The organism is Xiashengella succiniciproducens, assembly GCF_023674465.1.
GTDB classification, from domain to species: Bacteria; Bacteroidota; Bacteroidia; order Bacteroidales; family Marinilabiliaceae; genus Geofilum; species Geofilum succiniciproducens.
The window spans coordinates 1,333,428-1,356,005 of sequence record NZ_CP098400.1 but is presented as its reverse complement, the minus strand read 5'-3'; the positions used below and the strand labels follow the sequence as shown (position 1 = coordinate 1,356,005).

Genomic DNA, 22,578 nt, shown 5'->3' with positions numbered 1-22,578 from the left:
TGGGCTACGGAAGTATTACTGAAACTTTTATAGCTTTGTGTAAATACTATTAACAATGAGGCTTAGCGCGTTTACCCTGCTTCTTACTTCTATTTTACTGATGCCAACGAGGGTCTGCGGACAGCAGTCCGCATCCCTGGCTGTCACGGTGACAGGCTCGGTAAGCGATACAGCAGACAGCCCCCTGCCTTACGTCCATATAATATCCGACTCCCTCGCCATACATACTACAAGTAGTGAGAATGGCAGCTTTTCATTTACCACCGATGCCCTTCTGCCATTTTGCTTTGAGATTAGGTCACTTGGATTTAAGACCCGGAAGGTCTGCATAGGTGACAACACTGTGTTTCCCCTAGCCATCACACTCGAGAAGGATGCCTATCTCATCGATCAGGTAGATGTGGAAGGGCACGGACCTACTGAAATAAATAATCAGCAGCTGGATATTTCACATATCCGCACCATACCATCGGTAGCAGGGCACTCCATTGAGTCACTGGTACGCTCGCAAATGGGGGTTACATCTTCCAGCGAACTCAGCAGTCAGTATCGGGTCAGAGGGGGCAATTTTGACGAAAACATGGTGACTGTCAACGGTGTGGAGGTTTACCGCCCCTTCCTGATCCACTCCGGGCAACAGGAAGGTCTTAGTTTTGTAAATCCCGACCTAGTAGAGTCTGTCGAGTTCTCAGCCGGAGGCTTCAGCGCCTCCTATGGCGATAAGATGAGTTCGGTACTCGACATAAACTACAAGCGCCCAAAAGAACACGCAGGCAGCATCTCTGCCGGTATGCTTGGAGCCTCCCTCCACCTCGAAGGTACCGGACGTGACGGTAAATTGTCATGGATAGGAGGTGCCAGATATAAGACAAACCGTTACCTGCTGGGAACACTCGAAGAAAAGGGGTACTACCATCCCAATTTCACAGATATCCAGACCTTTATTAGTTACCAGTCCTCCCCTGCCCTATCCTTCGATGTGCTGGGATATTATTCATCCAATCGTTACCGCTTCCAGCCACAGTCGAGGGAAACAACCTTTGGAACCATCTCAGATATCAAGCGACTCAGGGTTTACTTCCTCGGAAGGGAGGATGACAGCTTTGAAACCGGCTATGCTGCCGTGTCGGCAAATTACAGCCGGGGCTTAAGCCAGTACAAACTGACAACCAGTGGCTTCCGCACCTACGAAGAGGAGACCTACGATATTATTTCCGAGTACTGGATGCATGAGCTTGAAGACCCTTTTGGTGATGGAACAGAAGGTGAACAGATAGCTGTCGGAGGCTTCCACCGCTATGCACGCAATGACCTCTTTGGTACAGTCAATGCAATCAACCTCGAAGGAAAACATAGGGGAAACAGCCTTACCTCATGGGGACTGCAGTACCGACATGAGCAGTTCCGCGACAGAATCACAGAGTGGGAAAGAATAGACTCTGCTGATTACTCCATACCCCAACATGATGACAGACTTGAACTTGCATATTCAATCCACGGGCGAAATACTCTTAGCAATCACAGGCTATCGGCTTTTATAAAGAAGGTATTTACATGGCAACTCGCAAAGGGACGCCTAAACCTGGATGCTGGAATCAGAGCAACCTGGTTGTCATTCAATGATGAAACTACTATCAGTCCACGAATCCTGCTAAGCTACCTTCCAGAAGGTCGCAGTAGCCGCTACCGTCTTTCAGGAGGTGTGTACAACCAATCCCCAATGTTTAGAGAAATGCGACGCCAGGACAGCTCTATCAACGAAGAGATCAGTTCCCAGCGCTCAATTCACTTAGTGGCAGGCTACGACTACCATTTCGCTATTGCAGAGCGGCCCTTTAAGTTTACTACCGAACTCTATTACAAGTATCTGGATCGCCTGATACCCTATCACATTGACAATGTAAGGATAGTTTACTCAGGTGAAAATGAAGCCCAGGGCTATACAACGGGTGTCGATTTCAAGATTAACGGGGAACTGGTTCCTGGTGAAGAATCATGGGCTACTCTGTCGATAATGAAGAGCGAAGAGGATATTAGCGGCGATACCTGGGACGATCCGGCCAGAGCCGGATCTCCGGGCTTTATCCCAAGACCCTCCGACCAGAGGGTAAACTTCTCCCTATTCCTGCAGGACAAGCTGCCGCATAATCCTGAGTTTAAGGCCCACCTAAGCTTTTTCTATGGATCAGGACTACCCTTTGGTCCTCCCAGAACCGACAGATACAAGGCTACATATCGTATGCCTCCCTACAGAAGGGTTGATATCGGATTCTCGTACGACTTATTGAGCAGGAGAAATGCAAATAAGCAACAGCACAACAGCTATATGAAAAACCTGTGGCTGGGTATCGAGGTCTTCAACCTGCCCGATATAAACAATACTATCTCGTATTACTGGGTAACGGATGTGTACAACAGGCAGTATGCGGTACCCAACTACCTCACCTCCCGCAGGATTAATATAAAACTGACTGGAAAGTTCTAGGTAAGTATTAAGCACCCCAGACGCCCCCTTTAATTTGTCAGTTTCTTATTCCCCTGACAGACTCCCGATAATCTGACTCCAAGCTTTCACCACTTCTTGATCCACATTATAAGTCCGGTAACAGGCAGAGAAGCTGCAATAAGACAGGCAATAAAGTACAATATCTTCGAAAAAGTACCGAAAATCTCACCTGTATGTATGGCCCGAATTGATGATGCAATACGCTGGTTTAGCGGTTTGTCTGAGTAACGGTCAACTTTCACAACCTCGCCACTAACCCTTGAGATAACAATATTATCACTTCCTGCACGTGCGAAGAAGGCTGCGCCCGATTTTGAAATACTTACAGTCTCATCTTCCTCAGATGGGATAGTAATCCTGAGATTGCCCTTATATGAGAATTCCTTATTTGCAGCCTCTATCAGCTGCGCAAATGCTATATAATCAGCAGTGAGGCCAACTGCAGTACTGTCCACTACAGTATCAGCCGGGTCTGTCTGAGCAACTGTGATATCACCACCGGAAGCAGCCTGAGCCTCAACTGACCTTCCACTACCACGACGTTGTCCCCGGGCAGCCTCTCCTCTTCTTTCACCACGGCCTTCACTGCGCTGCCCTACTCTCTCACCACGCTCCCCACCTGCCTTATAACCGTCCTGACCTGATCCGGCACCACCGGATCTGGCACCACCGGATCTGGCACCCTGTCCCTGGCCTGCTCCACCACCCTGTGGTCCTCCCGGTCCACCCGGTGCTTCAACTCCCAGCACTCCATAAATGGCCTTGCGTGACCAATCAAAGGACCAGAACAATCCTGTAACTGACATAATCAGCACCAGAATTGCAGTGTAAAAACCCAGCACATTATGCAGGTCGTAAGTTAACCTGTAAGAACCTCCGTTCCACATTATCTTAAGTCTCCTGGCAATGTTCTTCAGTTTACGGGGAAACCACAGCACAATACCACTTACTACGAGCAGGATCATTATAATGGTTGCCCAACCCACAATAGGGCGGCCAATTGCAGTATCCAGTAATAGCCATCTGTGCAGGCGGAACACAGTCATAAAGAAGGCCTGTCCCCTCAGGTTGCCGCCTTCTGAAACAACACCGGTAAACTGGTTTACAAAGTAGTTGGTACCTCTACGTCCTCCCTCAGGAGTTACGACATTGGCAATCCATACATTGTCTGAAGAATAAGGAATATTGATAAAGCGGGGGGCAACTCCCGTTGCCTCCTTTACCTTTTGTACGGCATCTTCTATGCTAATGGGACTGGTACCGTCTACTGCCTTAACAATGTACTTTTCCTTGTTAAGACACCTGATAATATCTTCCTGAAAGGTGTAAATGGTTCCGGTGAGGCATACGACAAACAGAATCAGGGCACTTACAATACCTGCCCATTTGTGGATAACAAAAAACCACTTTCTGATGGGGTTCCAGAGAGATTTTTTTCCGGATTTCGCTACTTCTTTCTCCATTTTTCACAAAGTATTATTTCCGGGCCAAAATACATGGCCCGGAGAAATATTGAAATCCCTAAATCTAGTGGTTTTTCAGGTAGTAATCAAATTACATACGCTCCGGCACATCGATGCCAAGCAGCCACATTCCCTTTTTGATTACCTCGGCAACTGCATGACTGAGCGAAAGTCTCATCTCACGCAGATCTGCATTTTCCTCGTAAAGAATAGGACTGTCGTGGTAAAACTGGTTATATTCCTTTGCCAGTTCGTAGACATAGTTGGCTATTACAGCCGGACTGAAAGCAGCACCGGCTTCCTTAACAACATTGGGGAATACCGCGATACTGCGTACTAGGTTGTTTTCCTTTTCGTTGAGAGTAACATTTGAGGGTGCCGAACCGCTCCACGGAATGCCTTTGTCAGCAGCTTTTCTGAAGATAGACTTGATCCTGGCGTGGGTATATTGAATAAATGGTCCGGTATTACCGTTAAAATCAATAGACTCCTTGGGATTGAAGGTCATATTCTTTCTGGGGTCAACCTTCAGGATAAAGTATTTGAGTGCGCCAAGGGCAACCATACGATACACCTGCTCGGCTTCCTCCTCCGTATATCCCTCTAGTTTACCGAGTTCCCTGGACATTTCACGTGAGGTATTGATCATCTCTTCCATCAGGTCGTCTGCATCAACCACAGTACCTTCGCGTGATTTCATCTTACCTTCGGGTAGTTCAACCATACCGTAGCTGAAGTGAACGAGGTCCTTACCCCATTCAAAACCCAACTTGTCCAGCAGTATTGAAAGGACCTTGAAGTGATAGTCCTGTTCATTACCCACTACATAGACCATCTTGTCAATCTTGTACTTGTCAAACCTTAGTTTGGCAGTACCAATATCCTGTGTCATATATACAGAAGTACCATCAGCCCTGAGCAACAGCTTTTCATCAAGCCCCTGATCAGTCAAATCTGCCCATACGCTGCCGTCATCCTTCTTGTAGAAAAGACCCTTCTCAAGACCTTCAAGCACCTTATCACGTCCTATTGAATAGGTATCAGACTCATAATATATAATGTCGAAATCAACACCCAGGTTCTTGTAAGTAATATCAAAACCTTCGTAAACCCAACTGTTCATCATCTTCCACAGACTTACAACCTCCTCATCACCGGCTTCCCACTTGCGCAGCATTTCACGGGCTTCTTCCATAAGAGTTGACTGCTTCTCGGCCTCCTCCTTGCTCAATCCCTTAGCCTGCAGTTGATTCAATTCTTCCTTGTAATGCTTGTCAAACAGCACGTAGAAGCGTCCTACCAGATGGTCGCCCTTCTCACCGCTTGAAGCAGGCGTCACTCCTTCACCCCACTTCTTCCATGCAAGCATTGACTTACAGATGTGAATACCCCTGTCGTTGACAATATTGGTTTTCACTATCCTGTAGCCATTCGAACCGGCGATACGGGACAATGAATAGCCCAGCAAATTGTTGCGGATATGTCCCAGGTGGAGCGGTTTGTTTGTATTGGGAGAGGAGTACTCTATCATCATTAATGGGGACTCTTCGGTAGCTGGCATAAACCCAAACTCCTTCTCCTTCACAATTGCATTGAGCTGGCCAATCCAGTATGAATGCGACAGATTTACATTCAGGAAGCCCTTTACAACTTCATACGAGTCAATATAGGGCAGGTATTCCTTAATATAATTACCCAGATCAGCTCCCGTTTCTTCTGGTTTCTTCTTAGAAACCCTAAGCAAAGGGAATACAACAACAGTATAGTCACCATTCTGATCCTTGCGTGTCAGCTGAACCTGAACGGTCTTTTCATCAACCTTTTCTCCGTATAGCTTTTCTACAGCTTCTATGACTGTATTGCGTAACTGTTCTTCAATGGTCATATATAAAGGAATATTATGTTGTAATAAGCTATGTAAAAACCGTGCAAAGATAAGAATTCCACACTTCAAAACCACTTTTTGGAACCTTAGTAATATAAAAGCAATTTATTAGTGTAATGATTCCATATTTTTGTCATTTAAATGGAAATAATGTCGATTTGCCAATCGACATTTAAGTGCATTTAACGTATATTTAGACTTAAACGGGTGTTTTCACCTGTATATTTCTAACCCATTAGGCAACGAACTGGAATTATTGAGCAATGAACGGAATATTAGCATATTATATCACACTTATTTCATCATCTTCTGTATCTGCCATACACGGATTTATACCTACCCTGCTTGCTGCAGAGGAAGATTTTATTAACATTGGCAGATTAAAGGCAGCTGGCTTTCTACTGCTACTGGTCATTGGGGCCGGAATCGTCCTTTTTGTATATACCACGCTTCGCAAGAACATGAATCGTTCTCGTGAGCTCCGCAAAAAGGCCGGAAGAACTACATTTTTTGAAAGAAAAGTCACGGCAGACAAGGAGATTACAACAGATAAGATTGAGAATAGTCAGTACAGAATATTTGATCACTACCCCACCCCAACTGCAGTTTGTCTTCCAAACGGCATGATTTGCTATGTTAACAGTGGCTTTGCCAAGGCCTTCGGTTCGGTAAAGGCCAATATGGAAAACCTTCTGGTGCTCAACATACTGCCGTCCGAACTGGCAGCCTCTCTTGATCCTATATTCAGGGATAAGAGCATGGATGAGTTTGAATCTCCCTCTGTTTTCTATACATCAGCAACGGGAACGAGCTACAAAGTGAGAGTGACCCGCAGCCGTCCGGGAGATCCAGACTGTGTAATGTACCTGACCCTGCACAGTATTCACGGAAGCGAACTGCGCTCAATAACGGATCCTGAATCCGGCAGGGATGTACTCATACAAATTCTTGACAGGGCTCCTTACCCGGTCTTTATCGAAGGTATGGATGGTCGCATCCTTGACGTCAACAGTGCAGCATGTACATTGCAGGGAATGAAAAGGGATGAACTTATTGGTAAAGTGATTGACGAACTCTCTCCGGTAAACTTCAAAAGGGAGATATCCAATCAGAAAGTTGCTATCGATGACAGCCACAGAAATATTGATTTCATGAGTATTATATACGACCGGAAGGGTCACCCTGTTCCGGTCCGTATCTATGTTTCAGGTATCAACTACTTTGGTTCCAGTGCCCTTGTATTTGTGATAGTGGATCTTACAAAGACCATTGAAAGAAATAAGGAACTTGATGAGTATAAGATCAAGGCCGAAGAAAGTGACCGACTCAAATCATCCTTCCTTGCTAATCTGTCGCACGAGGTTCGTACCCCGATGAACTCAATCATGGGTTTCTCCGAACTACTTGCAGAGCCGGGCGTAAGCGACAAGGAGAGAAAGGAGTTTATCAAACTGATACGTCGGAGTGGTAAGGAACTGCTTACCCAAATCAACAATATTATCGACTTCTCCAAGATTGAAGCGGGTCTGATTCAACTTAAATCGGATATATGCAATTTCGAGCCCCTCTTCCATCAGTTGCACGAGTTCTGGCTGGAGGAATGCCCAAATCAGGATGACATCAAGCTCTTCTTCGAGCTTCCCCAGAATATTATCCGCAATGGTATAGCAACCGACAGGGTAAGACTAAAACAGATACTGAAGGTCTTGCTGGCCAACAGTATCAAGTTTACAAAGAAAGGGGTTATCGAGATCGGTGTCCGTATGAAGGCTCCTCAACTGTACGAGTTTTATGTTAGAGACACAGGTATCGGTATTCCGGAAAATAAACACAGGGAGATCTTTGAGCAGTTCAGACAGGTTGACGACAGTAATGAGAGGGAATTCAGCGGTATGGGAGTCGGCCTCTCGATAGCGTCTCGTCTGATTCAGTTCCTTGGAGGCCACCAGTGGGTAGTCTCCGAACCCGGTAAGGGATCTGAATTCCGCTTTGTACTACCCGACCTGCTTCACCCTCAGGGTTCACCATTCATGCAGGTTTCCAGTGGCCCGCTTTCTATGATTAACAAACTAATGGTAGTCTCTCCGACTGAGGAGATATATACCGAATTGTCGCAAAACTCAAGGCCTATCAACTTCCAGGTAATGTGGGCTCAAAATACAGAGGAGATGAAGGCCATGCTGCTTTCAAACAAAGTGCGCTTTATGCTTCTGGCTCTGGATCAGCTTCCTTTGTGGCAGGAGTTGCTGCCTAAGATCAGGGAAGTCAGCAGAGACCTCAAGTTGATTGGAATCACAAAGAATCTGGACACTCAGAGAAGGGAAAAGCTGATGTCTATGGGTCTGAACGAAGTGATAAGAACGGCCGTAAATATCCCGATTATCCTGAATATTATGGAAAGAAGGGATCTGGGTTCTATGAACATCCTATCTACTACCTTCCACAAGAACTAGACTGAGTTAGAAAATAAGTCCCACAAAGCATTGCTTTCGGGACCCAAAAAAATAGAGCCTTGCGGCTCTATTTTTTATTTTGATACTTCGGTGAATAACTTCTCAAATTTTCCCAGCATATCCTTCCTTAGCTCCTGATAGTATTTCTTTACCAACTTTGGATTGTCTTTACCATCAGGGGTATTGGCCCTGGCAATAAGGTTACTCCTGTACTCAAGAGCATTGGCTATATAGGTATCCAGCTCCTCGTCAGTTATTTTACCGTGTATCATCTTGTTGTAGTACGCCAGTGATACCAATTCTGAAGCCAGAAAATTGATGTCCTTCTTAAGTTGTCTAATGCTTGCCATAGTCTATAAAGTTTTAATGTTGAACGCCAACCCGTCAAATATAGTTTGCCGGGGACAAAAAAACAAACACCAAGGTATATAATCAGCATCTGAACCCAAGCTGCGGTCCATGAACATCCAGCGAATACTGAGCATCCAGCGGTCTACAATCCAGCCGAAGTGACCGCTGTGAGTTGGGATATTAGCCAGGCTCAGAGCCCGGTATCAATATTAGGTTATCTGCCCCTTTTCAGGTAGAGGTTCATCACATCCAATACAAGCTCCCTCATAGTCTGAGGTATATTTCCTATACGTGTGTGGTGACAGCCCTCAGGATCAACAAAGAGGTGATTGTGCCTCAATCCGGGGATATCGGCCATTGTTGCACTCCAGGGATCCTTTGCTCCCACCAGATGTATCATAGGAGAATCATTTATAATCAGACGGTGTCTCACCTCCTCCATTGCAGAGGGATCATAGTACAATGCCCGGCCAGTATCGGGAGTGAGTATATCACTACTTACAATATCATATGGGTAGTACTTTAGATATTGCTTCAGATACGATGCATTGTAGGCATAATGTCCCAGCTGGGTATAGGCCTGATAGAAATATGGTGCCATCCTGTCGCCTTCCAACTGCGAGAAATACCTGAAGTCCACCCCTCGGTACAGGGCGGCATATAATTCCTTTGCACTGGCATCCTTACCCGGAATGGAGGCAGGAGGTACACACCACTGCCAGAAACTGAAGGGATACTCAAGTACCGCAAGCTCGAATGCCGCCTCAGGTCCCATGGCAAAGCTTACCTTATTAGCCCTTGCCCAGGCTGCAAAGCGAGGATAAATACTATCCCTGCGACTCAGCACTTCGATCTGAAAGTCCCTGATCCTGGCCCGAATCTCTTCTGTGCCCACTTTATCGAAGAAACTGATTAGTCTTTCATCTTCACGCGCAAAATTCAGGGGTGCCACATAGCTTACAGTAAGATCCACATCGTCCGGATAAAAGGCCCTATGTATAATAGCTGTGGTTCCTCCCTTACTTATGCCTGTCGATACCCATCGTGACCGGTACAGCTTCCTGAAATACTTAACAATATTGTGCAGGTCCATTGCCGACTGCTTAATAGTGAGGTAGCCCCACAATACACTGTCGGGACACGACTCCCCATAAAAGCGATGCTCAACAATAATCTGGTTTGCTTCAAGAAGTTCAGCTAGTTCGGATTTATATGGCTTTGTCACATTATATCCTTCAGTTATAAAAACCACAGGAGCATCAGCTGACTTATGTGATAGCCATACCCTTTGCTTAAAAGTGCCTGCAGCAGGATTATTATGATCTATTGGCTGCTCAAACCACAACAGATATGTCGATTCAAAGAAATCATCTCCCCCTGCCCTCTCAAAAGCAACTCCCCCTTTTTCCTCCATATAGGCAAGAGGAGTGTTGTACTTAATAGCGCAGGATGTCATACTGAGCAATATGACACCCAGAACTGCACAAAGAGCCTTTATCCTACAAAACATAATTTATTTTCTTTATCTTATTTTCAAAACACCAAGCTGTTACACCGCTTTACTTTACAATAATTCCGTGCAATTGTTAATAATCTATGTAAATATAAACTACATTATTATTACCACATATAATCTATATTTCGTATTATTGTACTATAAAGTAAGATAGTTATAAATATGAATATGGACATCAAACTTGGACAAGGAATCGGTGAAGTTAAGTTCGGAATGACCCGTGCAGAAGTTGTAAGCATTTTGGGTGAACCGAGCGAAAAGGAGGTACTCCCACCCTTTGACGGTGAACTAGGCGGTTCTGAAGCATGGCATTACGACACTATTGAGTTATCCGCATCTTTTGACGAAGAAGAAGGATTCAAACTTTGCTCACTCGCTGCTAGTTCTACCGACAGCCTGTTTGAAGGCATAGACCTGATAGGCCTAAGCCAGGAAGAGGTGTTGCAGCAGATTGAAATTCTTGGTCTGGGTGATGTAGAAATTGAAACCATAGCCAATGAAGAAGGTGAGGAACAGATCGTAGCCTCAATTCCTGAGGTAAGCCTCAACCTATGGTTTGAAGATGGACATCTGTCTGAAATTCAGTGGGGTCCATTCTGGGATGAAGAAGAGGAAGAGTATATATGGCCTGAATAACTTTTTATTAACGTAGGCAACTGAACTTTATAGTAACCAGGGTGTTTATTGCAAAGTTGAAGGATGTAAAATATTACATCCTTCTTTTTTATGTAGTAAATTTCACATTGTAAACTATTCAGGATTTAGAGATGAAAAGTTCTACTAACAACACAGTTGATCTTGCCGCCTTGGTACTAAGGGTAGGATTCGGTTTCTTTATTGCTTTTGGACACGGGCTTGGCAAGCTACAGATGCTGCTAAGCGGTAATTTTCAGTTCCCGCCACTCTTTGGCCTTAGTCCTGCTATAAATCTGGGCCTTGCAACCTTCCTTGAATTCGTTGCTGGTCTTGCTGTACTCGTAGGGTTTAAAACAAGATTAGCCTCACTTGGACTAATCGGCATAATGTTTGTGGCAGGAATAATAGTTCATTTCAGTGATCCTCTGTTTGCTATGAGTGCAGGTGGAGGTTCATCAAAGGAAATGGCCCTGCTGTATCTTTTGGCCTTTGCAGGTACAATGATTTTGGGCTCAGGAAGATACTCGGTAGATGCCCTTATAGGGAAAAAGTAAAAAGCATTCAAAGTTTGGTTAAATGTAAAGCGTAAGGCCGGTCTCAGTGGACCGGCCCTATTCTTTATGCATTCTCCTTTTGTTTAACCAGAGCAACCGCCATTTCCCTTAGTTTATACTTCATCACTTTCCCGCTTGCTGTTTTTGGGAAATCATCGACAAAGAATACATGTTTCGGGATTTTATAGCGGGCAATCTTGCCACGGCAGAATTCCTGTACTTCTGCCTCGCATAGTTGTTGACCCTTCTTGACCTTTACAAAAGCGCCTACGATCTCACCGTATTTCTGGTCGGGTATACCTACTACCTCTACCAGCTCGACCTGGGGCATATTGAAAATGAAGTTTTCTATCTCACGAGGATAGACATTCTCACCACCCCTGATAATCATATCCTTGATACGACCTGTTATCTTATAGAATCCGTCTTTGGTCTTCATCGCAAGGTCACCTGAGTGCAGCCATCCGTCCTTGTCAATTGCAAGTGCGGTAGCTTCTGGGTTCTTGTAATAACCCTTCATAACGTTGTATCCGCGGCAGCAGATCTCACCGTGTTCTTCGGGACCGCACTCCTCGCCTGTTTCTGGATTGACAATCTTGACTTCTACACCGGGCAGTTCAACCCCCACTGTAGTAGCCCTGATCTCAGCAGGATCGAAGACCCTGGTGGTAGTCATACCTGGTGAAGTCTCTGTCAAACCATAGACAATAATTATATCCTTGCAGTGCATCTTCTCCATCACCTGCTTCATTGTTTCAACCGGACACAAGGCTCCGGCCATAATACCGGTACGCAGGGTGGACAGGTCAAACATTTCAAACATCGGGTGGTGCAGTTCTGCAATAAACATTGTAGGTACACCGTACACGGCAGTACACTTCTCCTTCTGTATTCCGGCAAGTACACGCAGTGCGTCGAAGTCCTCAACAAGAACCATCGATACACCATGAGTTACTGCAGCACACACAGCGAGAACACAACCAAAGCAGTGGAATAATGGTACACATAGCAGGAGCCTGTCCTTACAGGTATAGTGCATGTTATTACCTACCTGATTACCATTGTTGAGTATGTTGTGGTGAGTAAGCATAACCCCTTTGGGAAAACCAGTAGTTCCCGAGGTATATTGCATATTTACAACGTCGTGACAGTCGAAGGTCTTTGCAGCATCATCCAGAACTTTGTCATCAACCTGACTACCGAGAGCCATAAGCTCCGGAGTATTGTACATACCCCTGTGCTTTTGAGGACCTACAAAGACCACGTTCTTAAGCTCAGGAAAACGTGCTGATTTTAGGTGTCCCCTCTGACAGTTCTTAAGTTCAGGTACCAATTCAAAAGTCATGCTCACATAGTCACTGTCACGATATCCGTCAATAATACACAAGGTATGCAGATCTGCATTCTTAATTATATACTCAAGTTCAGCCAGCTTGTAGTTGGTGTTAACGGTAACAAGTACGGCGCCTATCTTGGCAGTGGCAAACATAATAGTGAGCCAGTCGGGTACATTATTAGCCCATATACCTACGTGGCTTCCCTTTGTAACACCGATTTCCATAAATCCTTTGGCCATTTGGTTGACCCTGTCGTTAAACTCGGCATAGGTCAATCGCAGTCCTCTGTCGGGGTAAACCATGAAGTCATTGTTGGGCTCTTCCTTCACCCATTTCTCAAGCATCTGGCCCAGGGTATAATCGATCAGTTCAATTTCCATAGCCATAAACTATAAGGGTAAATAAACAACCGCCAGTACCTTTGCAGTCTTGTCATCAGCACTGTACACCTGGTGCTTGATTACAGAGTCTATATATATAGAATCTCCGGCATTAAGAATATATTCTTCCTTACCGTATTCAACCCTGATGGATCCATCAAGAACGTACATAAACTCCTCACCTTCATGAGTAGAGGCATGAGGATTAGTAGGCTTGCCCGGCTTAACTTCAACCATGAATGGTTCCATATGACGGTCGGCTTTCTGTCTTGCAAGACTGAAAAAGGCAAGTTTTTCGTGCTGTGAAGCCTCTCTGCTTGAAAGACTCACCGATTTCTCTTCATCGCCTTTTCTTGAAATCACGGCACCTGATTTTACCTGATCGTCAAGAAAGGTGCCTAGTCGAACTCCGAGAGCTCTGGAAATTTTAATCAACACACCAAGAGAGGGGGCAACTTCTTCATTCTCTATCAGTTGCAACTGTTGCACATCTAGATTGGCATTAGTTGCCAAATCCTGAATGCTTAGATTCCTCTCTTCTCGTAAAGACCTGATTTTAGTTCCCGGTTGCATAGTTGTTTTTTTGTGTTTTGGTTTAGTAACAATTCGACGGAAAACACACAAAAATAGTTCAAATCATTAATTAATCACCGTCATATTCCTTATTTGTACTAATTTTACTTTAAAAGTTAAAAATCGGAACAAATGGTTTTTGTCATCGTAACACGGATTAAATTGGGACAAAATCTGAAGCTAATATTTGCAAACTTATTTCGGGTTTCTATATATTTGAACCCTCAAACACGATGAATATAATTGCCAACAGAAAAATCATAAACACAATGAAGAAAAGCCTTTTTGCAAAAGAAAGCATCTATAACGGTTTTGATGATGACTTCGATGAGGATTTCGATGAGTTCATGGAGGAAGATGGCGACATCGACTGGGATGACGAGGATCTTCCAATAGACGATGACGACCTGGACGAAGACTACGATGATGAAGATTTTGATGCTGAAGAATTTGAAGAGGACTTCGATGATGATGATTTGGATTCTCTGATTGATGACGATGAATTCGATGACGACATCGATGACCTTGATGGTATTGATGATGACTTCTAATTGATCTTTTCTTTCTTCAAAGTTTAGAAGGCATGCCCTCCTCTGGGCAGGCCTTTTTTGTTTCCCTAAGCTTTTCGACAACAAATCAAACCCATAGCAAGTCTTACCAGTTGTATGTGACCACCCTGAAAGACAAAAAAAAGAGGCTGTCTAAAAAGATCAGGCAGTCTCTTTTTTTGTTTGATTTTTTTCTCGAAAAAGTTGGTTATATAATTGATATATAGTATATTAATGCTATAAATCAATCTATGATGAAAAAAGTTGTTTTCAAAGAGCTTCCAAACAATCAAGCTCAGTTATTCCCTGAAAACCTCTTGGATCGCATACCAGCAGACCATCCAGTTCGTCTGGTTGATAAGGTTGTAGATCAACTGGATATCACATCTATACTAAATAAATACAAAGGTGGTGGTGCTAGCAGTTTTCATCCAAGAATGATGGTTAAAATACTGTTCTACAGTTATCTAAACAACATATTTTCGTGCAGAAAGATTGAAAAGGCTTTACAAGAGAATATTCATTTTATCTGGTTATCAAAGGGCTGTGTTCCAGACTTTAGAACAATCAATTATTTTAGGAGTACCCGTTTGCAGGGAGAAATTAAGACCATCTTTGCAGAAGTAGTTAGATTACTGCATGGTATGGGGTTTGTGAGTCTTCAGGTACAGTATGTTGATGGAACAAAAATAGAAGCTACCTCAAACAGGTACACCTTTGTATGGCGAGGCACAGTTGAGAAAAACAAAGCAAAACTGGAAGAAAGGATAAGGAGTATTCTTAAAGATATTGATAGTCAAATTAAAGAGGACTCAAAAACTCTCAACAAAGAAGATTTGCCCCAATCAATAGACTCAGATTTATTAAAAAGCAAAATAGCTGAGCTTAACACCAGGCTTAAGGATACAAATAAGTCCACATCTAAGCAACTAAAGCAATTACAGGAGGAACATCTGCCACGGTTGGAGAAATACGAGAAGCAACTTGACACTCTGGGTGATCGCAACAGTTTTAGCAAGACTGACGAGGATGCTACTTTCATGCGAATGAAAGAAGATCATATGAAGAATGGGCAGCTGAAACCAGCTTATAATCCTCAGATTAGTACAGAGAACCAGATTATTACCCATTACAGTATCCATCAAACCCCAGGTGATACAAGAACATTAAAGTGTCATCTGGAGGGATTTAAAAACCAATATGGAAGTCATAGCTCTACGGTCGTTGCAGACGCCGGCTACGGAAGCGAGGAGAATTATGAATACCTGGAAGCAAATAATATAGAGTACTTTGTCAAGTACAACTACTTCCACAAAGAACAGAAAAGAGCATTTAAAAAGAATGCATTTCTAAGCCAAAACCTATATTACAACGAACATGAAGATTATTATGTATGCCCGATGGGACAGCATATGACCAATAAAGGTGAAAGAAAAGTGACTTCTGAGAATGGGTATGTATCAAAGGTGACACGTTATCAAGCGCAAAACTGTACTGGATGCCCGTTGCGCGGACTTTGTTTTCAAGCTACCGGTAATCGAATAATAGAGATCAATCACAGGTTAAGGATCCTAAAAAAGAAGGCCAGGGAACAGCTATTAAGTGAACAGGGCCTATATCACAGAAGTAGACGCCCAATAGAACCGGAAGCAGTGTTTGGACAAATAAAACACAACAACAAGTTCACCAGATTTACACTGAAAGGCCTTAAGAAAGTTGAAATCGAGTTTGGCCTGATAGCTATTGCTCATAACTTAAGAAAAATCATAGGCAAAGGTGCGTGTGTTTCAAAAACAGTACTCCAAAATGCAATTTTCTTCTTGTTTGAACCCCTATATGCAAAAATCCAAAAAGGAATATGGAATTTTCGTAAACATGTTCATCTAAAAATCGAAATCTATTCTTATCAACTTGCTTAAATTGAAAAAGAGGTTGCCCTTAATTGGACAACCTCTTCCAAGGTTCTTGTACGTTTCTTCGAGTGCCTCCTCGTTATCCGTAATCAGAAGCAATTTATCATCCTTAAGCAGGGTAGTCGAACCGGTTGGTACAAAGAACTTCCCTGCACGTTTAACCATTACCACAAGTGTCTTTTCAGGAAGAGCAAGGTCCATCAGGTGGTTGCCCCGCTCCAGTAATTGATCAGTAATCAAAATTTCAGTGGTAACCGACTTGATAGCATCGTCAGAGAATTCAAGGTCAAAATCCTTTACTCTAAATGACCTCTTGGGCTTCTCGGCCAGCCCCATCCACTTAGCCATAATTCCAAGGGATGTACCCTGTACCAGCAGGGAAACCAGCGTACAAAAGAATACGATGTTGAATATCAATCTTGCATGAGGCACACCCTCTGCAAGTGGAAAAATCGCAAAAATAATAGGAACCGCTCCCCTTAGACCCACCCATGAAACATATGCCTTGTCCATAAAAGGCATCTTCTTGAATGGCAACATACTTATGAAAACAGAAACTGGTCTTGAAATAAGAATCATTACTACACTTATTATCAGACCGGGTATAGCTATTGGTATCAGTTCCGTAGGATTGACCAGCAAACCAAGCGTAAGGAACATGATAAGCTGGAACATCCAGGCCAGACCATCAAAAAAGTTAAGTGAGGAACGCTTATGTACAAACTTTGAGTTACCTATAACAAGTCCGGCAATGTAAACCGCCAGGAAACCGTTCCCCTTCAGAAAATAAGTAGATGAAAATATAAATATGCAGAAAGTGAAAACCAGGATGGGATATAATGAGTCATTGCCAATCTTGAAGTTATTTATCACACGTACCGCAAGCTTTCCCAACAGATAACCGGCAACCACCCCAATAATAAGCTGCGACAGCAAAACACCCAACGCCATCAGAAAGTTGGGTTCTGCCCCAGCCTTTATTAGACTCATAAAGGTAACTACCATCACATAGGCCATCGGGTCGTTGCTTCCGCTTTCGAGCTCCAGCAAAGGACGCAGGTTGTTTTTTAGGTTTAGTCCCTTGGATCTCAAAATTGAAAAAACCGACGCTGAGTCAGTTGAAGCCATAGTAGAGGCCATCAGTAGTGAGGTCATCAATCCGACTCCTGTACCGGCAGTCGTCCTCCCTAAGATCCACCATATAAAAAGGCCTGTGATTATTGCTGTAAGAAATACCCCGACAGTAGCCAGAATTACCCCTTGTGCAGCTACCGGACGTATCTCAGAGAGCTGGGTGTCCATACCACCTGAAAACAGGATAATACACAGTGCTATAGTACCAATGGTCTGCGCTATTTTGATATTTTCAAACTGGATTCCAAAACCATCGCTGCCAAAGAGCATTCCCACGCCAAGAAACAGCAATAAGGCAGGTACACCAAAACGGGAACTGGCCTTACCTGCCAAAATACTTACAAAGAAAAGTATCGAAAAAACAAATAACGAAATCTCCAGTTGAACATTCAGCATATATAAGGAATGAAATATACTACATAAATAAGCTATCCACACGGTGGCTCAAAGAGCCAGGACCATCACTTCTGCAGTATTATTAGTACAAAATGATGTGATTCCCTACAAATTTAAGAAAAATCAAAAAAAATCCGCTATTGGAAGTGATTATTGGTAATTCTTACCCCTCCCAGGTGGGTTCAACATGGATATGTACATTGGCAAGTTGAGGTAGCTTCGCCTTAAGGGTATCCTTGACTTCATGGGCAATATCATGGCCGCGCTTTACTGTCAGCGCTCCGTCAACTCTAATATGGAGGTCTATCTGGTACTGAAGTCCCACCTTGCGCACAAAGCATTTCTCGGTACCTTCAACATCATGCACCGACATAGATATTTGCCTGACCTCATCAGTCAACTCCTCGTAAGTATTCTCATCCATCAATTCACCGAGAGCCGGCCTGAATATTCTGAATGCATTGTAGAGAATAATAACCGTAGCAAAAAGGGCAGCCCAATCGTCAGCTGTTTCATACCCCTCTCCCATCACTATTGCAAAAGTAATACCTACAAATGCGGCTACCGAGGTTATGGCATCACTGCGGTGATGCCATGCATCGGCCTTGAGAGATGAACTGTTTGTTGTTTTGCTGCGCCTCAGCACAATCTGAAACGAGGCTTCTTTCCAAAGGATTATAACTCCCAGAACAATAAGCGTCCAGGCCTTGGGAGTCTCATGTGGGGTACCGATATTTTGAATTGCCTCATAGGCTATTACTGTTGCAGAAATAATCAGGAATCCCACTACGGCAAAGGTTACAAGGGGCTCTATCCTTCCGTGCCCGTATGGATGGTTGTCGTCTGCCGGCTTGCTGGCATACCTGAGTCCCAGGAGTACCAAGGTTGAAGAAAAAACATCAGTGAGCGACTCAATCGCATCTGCAATAAGTGCGAATGAATTACCAAAAAAGCCCGCCAGCGCTTTAGCTAGCGCTAGCAAGGCATTTCCGGCAATACTGAAATAAGAAGTTCTAATTGCTACTTGTTCGACTTTCATTATAAATAATCCTTACCCCAATTCTCCATCACAAAATCAATATCCTTATCCCCTCTTCCACTTAGGTTAACCAGGATTGAAGTCTTTGGTTCAGTCTTAGCCAGCTTCAATGCATATGCCACAGCATGTGCACTTTCAAGAGCCGGAATGATACCCTCCATACGACTCAGTTCAAAGAATGCATCTATAGTCTCCTTGTCATAAGCATAGTCATACTTTACACGTTTCATATCGTGCAACATACTGTGCTCGGGACCTACACCCGGATAGTCAAGACCGCTGGCCACAGAATATACCGGAGCTGGTTCACCCTTTTCATTTTGCAGCAGGTAGCACTTGAATCCGTGGATTACACCGGGCTTACCAAGGGTAATGGTAGCGGCATTTTCACCAACTTCAAGCGAACGGCCAGCTGGTTCGATACCATAAAGATTTACTTCCTTATCTTCAAGGAATCCGGAGAAGATACCCATGGCATTACTACCACCTCCCACGCAGGCAACTACGCTGTCTGGCAGTTCACCGGTCATATCAAAGAACTGCTCACGGGCTTCAATTCCGATAATATGCTGGAAGTCGCGAACCATCATCGGGAATGGGTGAGGTCCGACTACCGAACCAATACAATATATTGAGTTGACAGGATCCTTCAGATAAGCTTCGAAGGCAGAGTCAACGGCTTCCTTAAGAGTCTTCAGTCCGAAGGAAACGGGAACTACCTTTGCACCGAGGATCTTCATCCTGACAACATTTGGGTGTTCCTTTGCAATATCCACCTCGCCCATGTGGATTTCGCACTCAAGACCGAAATATGCAGCAGCAGTTGCAAGTGCAACACCATGCTGCCCAGCACCGGTCTCAGCTATCAGCTTCTTCTTACCCATGTACTTGGCAAGCAGGGCTTCACCCATACAGTGGTTCAGCTTATGCGCACCGGTATGGTTCAGGTCCTCACGCTTCAGGTAAATACGGCCACCGTACTTTTCCGACAGGCGGTTGCAGTAGTAAACCGGTGTGGGACGACCCTGGTAATGCTTGCGAATGCTACGCAACTCAGAGATGAAGTTGTGCGACTTGCTGATAGCAAAATAGGCGTCATTTATTTTTTTCATTTCCTCTTCCAGCACAGGTGGAAGATAGGCACCTCCATATTCTTGAAAATAACCATCTTTGGAGGGATACTTCTTGAAATAATTCTCTGACATGACCAATTTATTTATTTAGGTAGGGTAAAGTTAAAAAATATTATAAAAATCAGGCTTGATGCTTACACTTTTTTACTTGTATATTCAGCTATACAAAAAGGTATCTGCACAGTTGCAGATACCTTTCAATATCATATGGTTATGTCCCTATTTCGACTTTTCCTTCCATACCAGAGCACTGGCACCAACAATTGCTGCGTCACCATGACTCAGTCTGGAAGGCAGCAGTTTGATTTTATTCTTGAATATCGGAAGCAGGTTTTCCTCAAGACTGGCCTTGGCTGGTTTGAAGATCAGGTCGCCTGCGGCAGTGGGACCACCAAAGAGGAAGATGGCTTCCGGAGAGAGGTGGTGAACAGTAGTTGCCATTCCCATTCCCAGGTATTTACCGGTGATTTCAAACACTTCAAGTGCGATCTCGTCGCCCTGGATAGCTGCATCATAGATTACCTTGGATGTAAGATCCTTGAACGAATAGTTGGCCAAAATACTATTTACACCATTGTATTTTGCAAGCAGTTCGAATGCAGTTCTCTTCATTCCCGAAGCAGAGCAATAGGCCTCAAGGTGACCAAGGGCTCCACATCCGCAAAGGCGTCCACCGGGGATAAGTGTGGTATGGCCGCATTCACCTGCAAAACCGTCATGACCGTAAACCAGGTCACCGTTTACAACAATACCACTACCCACGCCTGTTCCGAGGGTGTACATAACAAAGTTCCTCATCCCCTTTGCTCCACCGTAGATCATCTCACCTATGGCAGCCGCATTGGCATCATTTGTCAGAGCGATATACTTGTACTCGGGAAATTCCTTTTTGAGCAGGTCTACTATGTGGATTACTCCTCTGAATGACAGGTTTGGTGCAAACTCAATGGTTCCACTGTAATAGTTACCATTTGGAGCACCAATACCAATACCTAGTATCTCACAGTCAGGATTGCTCAGCTTCAGGTTTTTTGCCATCTCGGTAACTTCAGCAGCAAGGTCCTTAACATAGCGGGCAATATCGCCATGACCGGGAGTGTCGATGCCTCCCTTGAACGATACGTTACCATCCTCATCAACAATACCAATTGCGGTGTTGGTTCCGCCTATGTCGATTCCTATGGAAAATCTCTTTATCATCTCTTTATATTTTAAATATGCAATTCTACTTCATTACCAGTCAAGCAGTCTAAAAGACTCTTCTGCGAATTCCTGCACCCTTCTAAGGTACTTCAGCTGATCCTTTCCTTCTGCATCACCTGATCCAGACTACCCCTTCAGCCTTATTTTACTGCCTTTGATTGCGTAAAACATGATATAAAGGTAACAGATTGCAGGCACAATATAGGCAAATGTATAGCCGTAAATGTCGGCTATCGAACCCATAATAGCGGGAACAACTGCACCACCAACAACAAAGGAGTTAACAAAACCCGATGCTGAAGCCAGTTCGCTACCCTTAAGATCCTTTACAGCCAGTGCAAAGATATTGGGGAACATAATTGAGTTGAACAATCCGATTGAAACAACTGTCCACAGTGCAATATTACCAGTTGTAAAGGTCGTGAGCAATCCAAGCATGGCTGCAGCAAGCGCGAATATCGCAAGACTGCGTGAAGGCTGTCCCTTGCCAATTACCATAAAGGCAAAGTTAAGTGCCGACGTCAGAGTAAAGATGGCTCCCATCTTCCAGTTGTAGCCTGTCACAAAGGTTGCGGAAACAAAGGCAAGCAACAGGATAAGCGGGACATATACAAGCAGTTTCTTTACAGGGGTATCAGAAAACATCATAGAGCCAAAGAAACGGCCAATCATCGCACCACCCCAATAGACAGCAACATATGACGCTGCAGTTTCGGCAGACAGGCCAAGTGAACCAGTACGCAGGTAGTTGGTCATAAGAGCCGCATTGCCAACCTCAGATCCCACATAGCAGAATATCGCAAGTGCACCAAGCAGAACGTGGGGGTATTTAAGCACATTGCCCTTCTTCCCTCCCTGTTCAGTAGCCAGCTCAGGTAGCTTTATAAAAAACAGGGAAATCACTGCAAAAAACACCAAAGCAGCCAGGGCAATAAAGGATGCCGGGATACGCGATGCAACCTCAAGTCCGTAGGCAAGTCTCTCGGCCTCAGAGGCCTCGTGTGCCAGCACGAGGCCTTTGAATATCATCATTGCAATAACCCAGGGTGCTATCATAGTAGCAATAGAGTTGAGAGCCTGGGTAAGGTTCAGACGACTCGAAGCCGCTTTTTCTTCACCCATACCCGCCACATAAGGGTTAGCCGTAACGTGCAGAAACACCACACCAACGGCCAGAATAAAAGTTGCAAGCAGGAAGAGCGGGTATGAAGGTAGTTTGGCAGCCGGAACAAACACCATACTTCCTATGCCCATAAGTATTAGTCCCGCAATTACAGTATATTTATAACCTATACGGTTGACAAGCATACTAATCGGGAAGGCCATTATTGGGTAAGCAACAAAGAAGGCAGAAGTAACAAGCTGGGCCTGAAATTCACTAAGGTTAAAAACTGCTTTGAGTGGTGCACTAAGTTGGATAATGAACGTAGTGGCAAAACCCATAATAAAAAAGATGCTGCTAAAGACAGGCATCCCAACCCTCAGGTTGTTGTTCTTCTCCATATAGTGCTTGTTTGTACCTATTTATTTAATGACGCGGCAAAGATAATTTTTTTCA

The 22,578-nt window shown here is 44.2% G+C and carries 16 protein-coding genes and 1 pseudogene; 6 read left to right on the top strand and 11 right to left on the bottom strand.

Annotated features, from left to right (window positions below; translation table 11 throughout):
- Positions 1 to 55: 55 nt before the first annotated feature.
- Positions 56 to 2,485: a TonB-dependent receptor gene (locus M9189_RS05655; RefSeq protein WP_250725288.1), complete on the top strand. Its 2,430-nt coding sequence runs from the start codon at positions 56 to 58 to the stop codon at positions 2,483 to 2,485.
- An 86-nt stretch (positions 2,486 to 2,571) separates the two neighbouring features.
- Here M9189_RS05655 and M9189_RS05650 read toward each other — a convergent pair whose 3' ends face one another.
- Entirely contained in the window at positions 2,572 to 3,969 is a 1,398-nt protein-coding gene (locus tag M9189_RS05650; protein ID WP_250725287.1) for a PepSY-associated TM helix domain-containing protein, read from the bottom strand.
- Between the two features lie 91 nt (positions 3,970 to 4,060).
- Positions 4,061 to 5,854: an arginine--tRNA ligase gene (gene argS, locus M9189_RS05645; protein WP_250725286.1), complete on the bottom strand. Its 1,794-nt coding sequence runs from the start codon at positions 5,852 to 5,854 to the stop codon at positions 4,061 to 4,063.
- A 263-nt stretch (positions 5,855 to 6,117) separates the two neighbouring features.
- On the opposite strand from argS, the gene M9189_RS05640 reads away from it, so the two are divergent.
- Positions 6,118 to 8,307 (top strand): PAS domain-containing sensor histidine kinase, encoded by a 2,190-nt coding sequence (locus tag M9189_RS05640; protein ID WP_250725285.1) that lies wholly within the window; start codon positions 6,118 to 6,120, stop codon positions 8,305 to 8,307.
- Positions 8,308 to 8,381: 74 nt separating this feature from the next.
- On the opposite strand, the gene M9189_RS05635 is transcribed toward M9189_RS05640, so the two are convergent.
- Both M9189_RS05635 and M9189_RS05630 read right to left on the bottom strand, forming a co-directional pair.
- The gene (locus M9189_RS05635; protein WP_250725284.1) at positions 8,382 to 8,657 is read right to left on the bottom strand and encodes a hypothetical protein; all 276 of its coding nucleotides are present in this window, start codon (positions 8,655 to 8,657) and stop codon (positions 8,382 to 8,384) included.
- A 215-nt stretch (positions 8,658 to 8,872) separates the two neighbouring features.
- Positions 8,873 to 10,168 (bottom strand): S28 family serine protease, encoded by a 1,296-nt coding sequence (locus tag M9189_RS05630; RefSeq protein ID WP_250725283.1) that lies wholly within the window; start codon positions 10,166 to 10,168, stop codon positions 8,873 to 8,875.
- A 174-nt stretch (positions 10,169 to 10,342) separates the two neighbouring features.
- On the opposite strand from M9189_RS05630, the gene M9189_RS05625 reads away from it, so the two are divergent.
- Positions 10,343 to 10,810 carry an outer membrane protein assembly factor BamE gene (locus tag M9189_RS05625; protein ID WP_250725282.1) on the top strand — a complete coding sequence of 156 codons (468 nt, stop codon included), beginning with the start codon at positions 10,343 to 10,345 and terminating at the stop codon, positions 10,808 to 10,810.
- A gap of 131 nt (positions 10,811 to 10,941) precedes the next feature.
- Positions 10,942 to 11,364, top strand: a complete 423-nt coding sequence (locus M9189_RS05620) for a DoxX family protein (protein ID WP_250725280.1) — start codon at positions 10,942 to 10,944, stop codon at positions 11,362 to 11,364.
- Between the two features lie 64 nt (positions 11,365 to 11,428).
- Here M9189_RS05620 and M9189_RS05615 read toward each other — a convergent pair whose 3' ends face one another.
- Positions 11,429 to 13,087, bottom strand: coding sequence for an AMP-binding protein (locus M9189_RS05615; protein ID WP_250725279.1), 1,659 nt, complete (start codon positions 13,085 to 13,087; stop codon positions 11,429 to 11,431).
- Positions 13,088 to 13,090: 3 nt separating this feature from the next.
- On the bottom strand, positions 13,091 to 13,654 hold the full coding sequence (locus tag M9189_RS05610) for a helix-turn-helix domain-containing protein (RefSeq protein WP_250725277.1): 564 nt from the start codon (positions 13,652 to 13,654) through the stop codon (positions 13,091 to 13,093).
- 269 nt (positions 13,655 to 13,923) lie between these two features.
- Here M9189_RS05610 and M9189_RS05605 point away from each other — a divergent pair, with 269 nt between their 5' ends.
- Positions 13,924 to 14,205 (top strand): hypothetical protein, encoded by a 282-nt coding sequence (locus M9189_RS05605; protein WP_250725275.1) that lies wholly within the window; start codon positions 13,924 to 13,926, stop codon positions 14,203 to 14,205.
- A gap of 251 nt (positions 14,206 to 14,456) precedes the next feature.
- Positions 14,457 to 15,977, top strand: a pseudogene (locus M9189_RS05600) (IS1182 family transposase); the annotation flags it as partial.
- A 108-nt stretch (positions 15,978 to 16,085) separates the two neighbouring features.
- On the opposite strand, the gene M9189_RS05595 reads toward M9189_RS05600, so the two are convergent.
- From M9189_RS05595 to M9189_RS05575, 5 genes are all read right to left on the bottom strand, one after another.
- A complete protein-coding gene (locus M9189_RS05595) occupies positions 16,086 to 17,645 on the bottom strand; it encodes a potassium/proton antiporter (protein WP_250725273.1) in 1,560 nt (519 codons plus the stop codon).
- Between the two features lie 163 nt (positions 17,646 to 17,808).
- Entirely contained in the window at positions 17,809 to 18,684 is an 876-nt protein-coding gene (locus M9189_RS05590; protein WP_250725271.1) for a cation diffusion facilitator family transporter, read from the bottom strand.
- A complete protein-coding gene (gene trpB / locus M9189_RS05585; protein ID WP_250725269.1) occupies positions 18,684 to 19,889 on the bottom strand; it encodes a tryptophan synthase subunit beta in 1,206 nt (401 codons plus the stop codon). The genes M9189_RS05590 and trpB overlap by 1 nt, the downstream gene beginning before the upstream one ends.
- 147 nt (positions 19,890 to 20,036) lie before the next feature.
- On the bottom strand, positions 20,037 to 21,017 hold the full coding sequence (locus M9189_RS05580) for an ROK family protein (protein ID WP_250725267.1): 981 nt from the start codon (positions 21,015 to 21,017) through the stop codon (positions 20,037 to 20,039).
- A gap of 129 nt (positions 21,018 to 21,146) precedes the next feature.
- A complete protein-coding gene (locus tag M9189_RS05575; RefSeq protein WP_250725265.1) occupies positions 21,147 to 22,523 on the bottom strand; it encodes an MFS transporter in 1,377 nt (458 codons plus the stop codon).
- Positions 22,524 to 22,578 lie beyond the last annotated feature (55 nt).

What these genes read in the sequence shown, in the direction of transcription:
- M9189_RS05655 (WP_250725288.1), top strand. Translation starts at nt 56, where the DNA reads ATGAGGCTTAGCGCGTTTACCCTGCTTCTTACTTCTATTTTACTGATG.
- M9189_RS05650 (WP_250725287.1), bottom strand. Translation starts at nt 3,969, where the DNA reads ATGGAGAAAGAAGTAGCGAAATCCGGAAAAAAATCTCTCTGGAACCCC.
- argS (WP_250725286.1), bottom strand. Translation starts at nt 5,854, where the DNA reads ATGACCATTGAAGAACAGTTACGCAATACAGTCATAGAAGCTGTAGAA.
- M9189_RS05640 (WP_250725285.1), top strand. Translation starts at nt 6,118, where the DNA reads ATGAACGGAATATTAGCATATTATATCACACTTATTTCATCATCTTCT.
- M9189_RS05635 (WP_250725284.1), bottom strand. Translation starts at nt 8,657, where the DNA reads ATGGCAAGCATTAGACAACTTAAGAAGGACATCAATTTTCTGGCTTCA.
- M9189_RS05630 (WP_250725283.1), bottom strand. Translation starts at nt 10,168, where the DNA reads ATGTTTTGTAGGATAAAGGCTCTTTGTGCAGTTCTGGGTGTCATATTG.
- M9189_RS05625 (WP_250725282.1), top strand. Translation starts at nt 10,343, where the DNA reads ATGGACATCAAACTTGGACAAGGAATCGGTGAAGTTAAGTTCGGAATG.
- M9189_RS05620 (WP_250725280.1), top strand. Translation starts at nt 10,942, where the DNA reads ATGAAAAGTTCTACTAACAACACAGTTGATCTTGCCGCCTTGGTACTA.
- M9189_RS05615 (WP_250725279.1), bottom strand. Translation starts at nt 13,087, where the DNA reads ATGGCTATGGAAATTGAACTGATCGATTATACCCTGGGCCAGATGCTT.
- M9189_RS05610 (WP_250725277.1), bottom strand. Translation starts at nt 13,654, where the DNA reads ATGCAACCGGGAACTAAAATCAGGTCTTTACGAGAAGAGAGGAATCTA.
- M9189_RS05605 (WP_250725275.1), top strand. Translation starts at nt 13,924, where the DNA reads ATGAAGAAAAGCCTTTTTGCAAAAGAAAGCATCTATAACGGTTTTGAT.
- M9189_RS05595 (WP_250725273.1), bottom strand. Translation starts at nt 17,645, where the DNA reads ATGCTGAATGTTCAACTGGAGATTTCGTTATTTGTTTTTTCGATACTT.
- M9189_RS05590 (WP_250725271.1), bottom strand. Translation starts at nt 18,684, where the DNA reads ATGAAAGTCGAACAAGTAGCAATTAGAACTTCTTATTTCAGTATTGCC.
- trpB (WP_250725269.1), bottom strand. Translation starts at nt 19,889, where the DNA reads ATGTCAGAGAATTATTTCAAGAAGTATCCCTCCAAAGATGGTTATTTT.
- M9189_RS05580 (WP_250725267.1), bottom strand. Translation starts at nt 21,017, where the DNA reads ATGATAAAGAGATTTTCCATAGGAATCGACATAGGCGGAACCAACACC.
- M9189_RS05575 (WP_250725265.1), bottom strand. Translation starts at nt 22,523, where the DNA reads ATGGAGAAGAACAACAACCTGAGGGTTGGGATGCCTGTCTTTAGCAGC.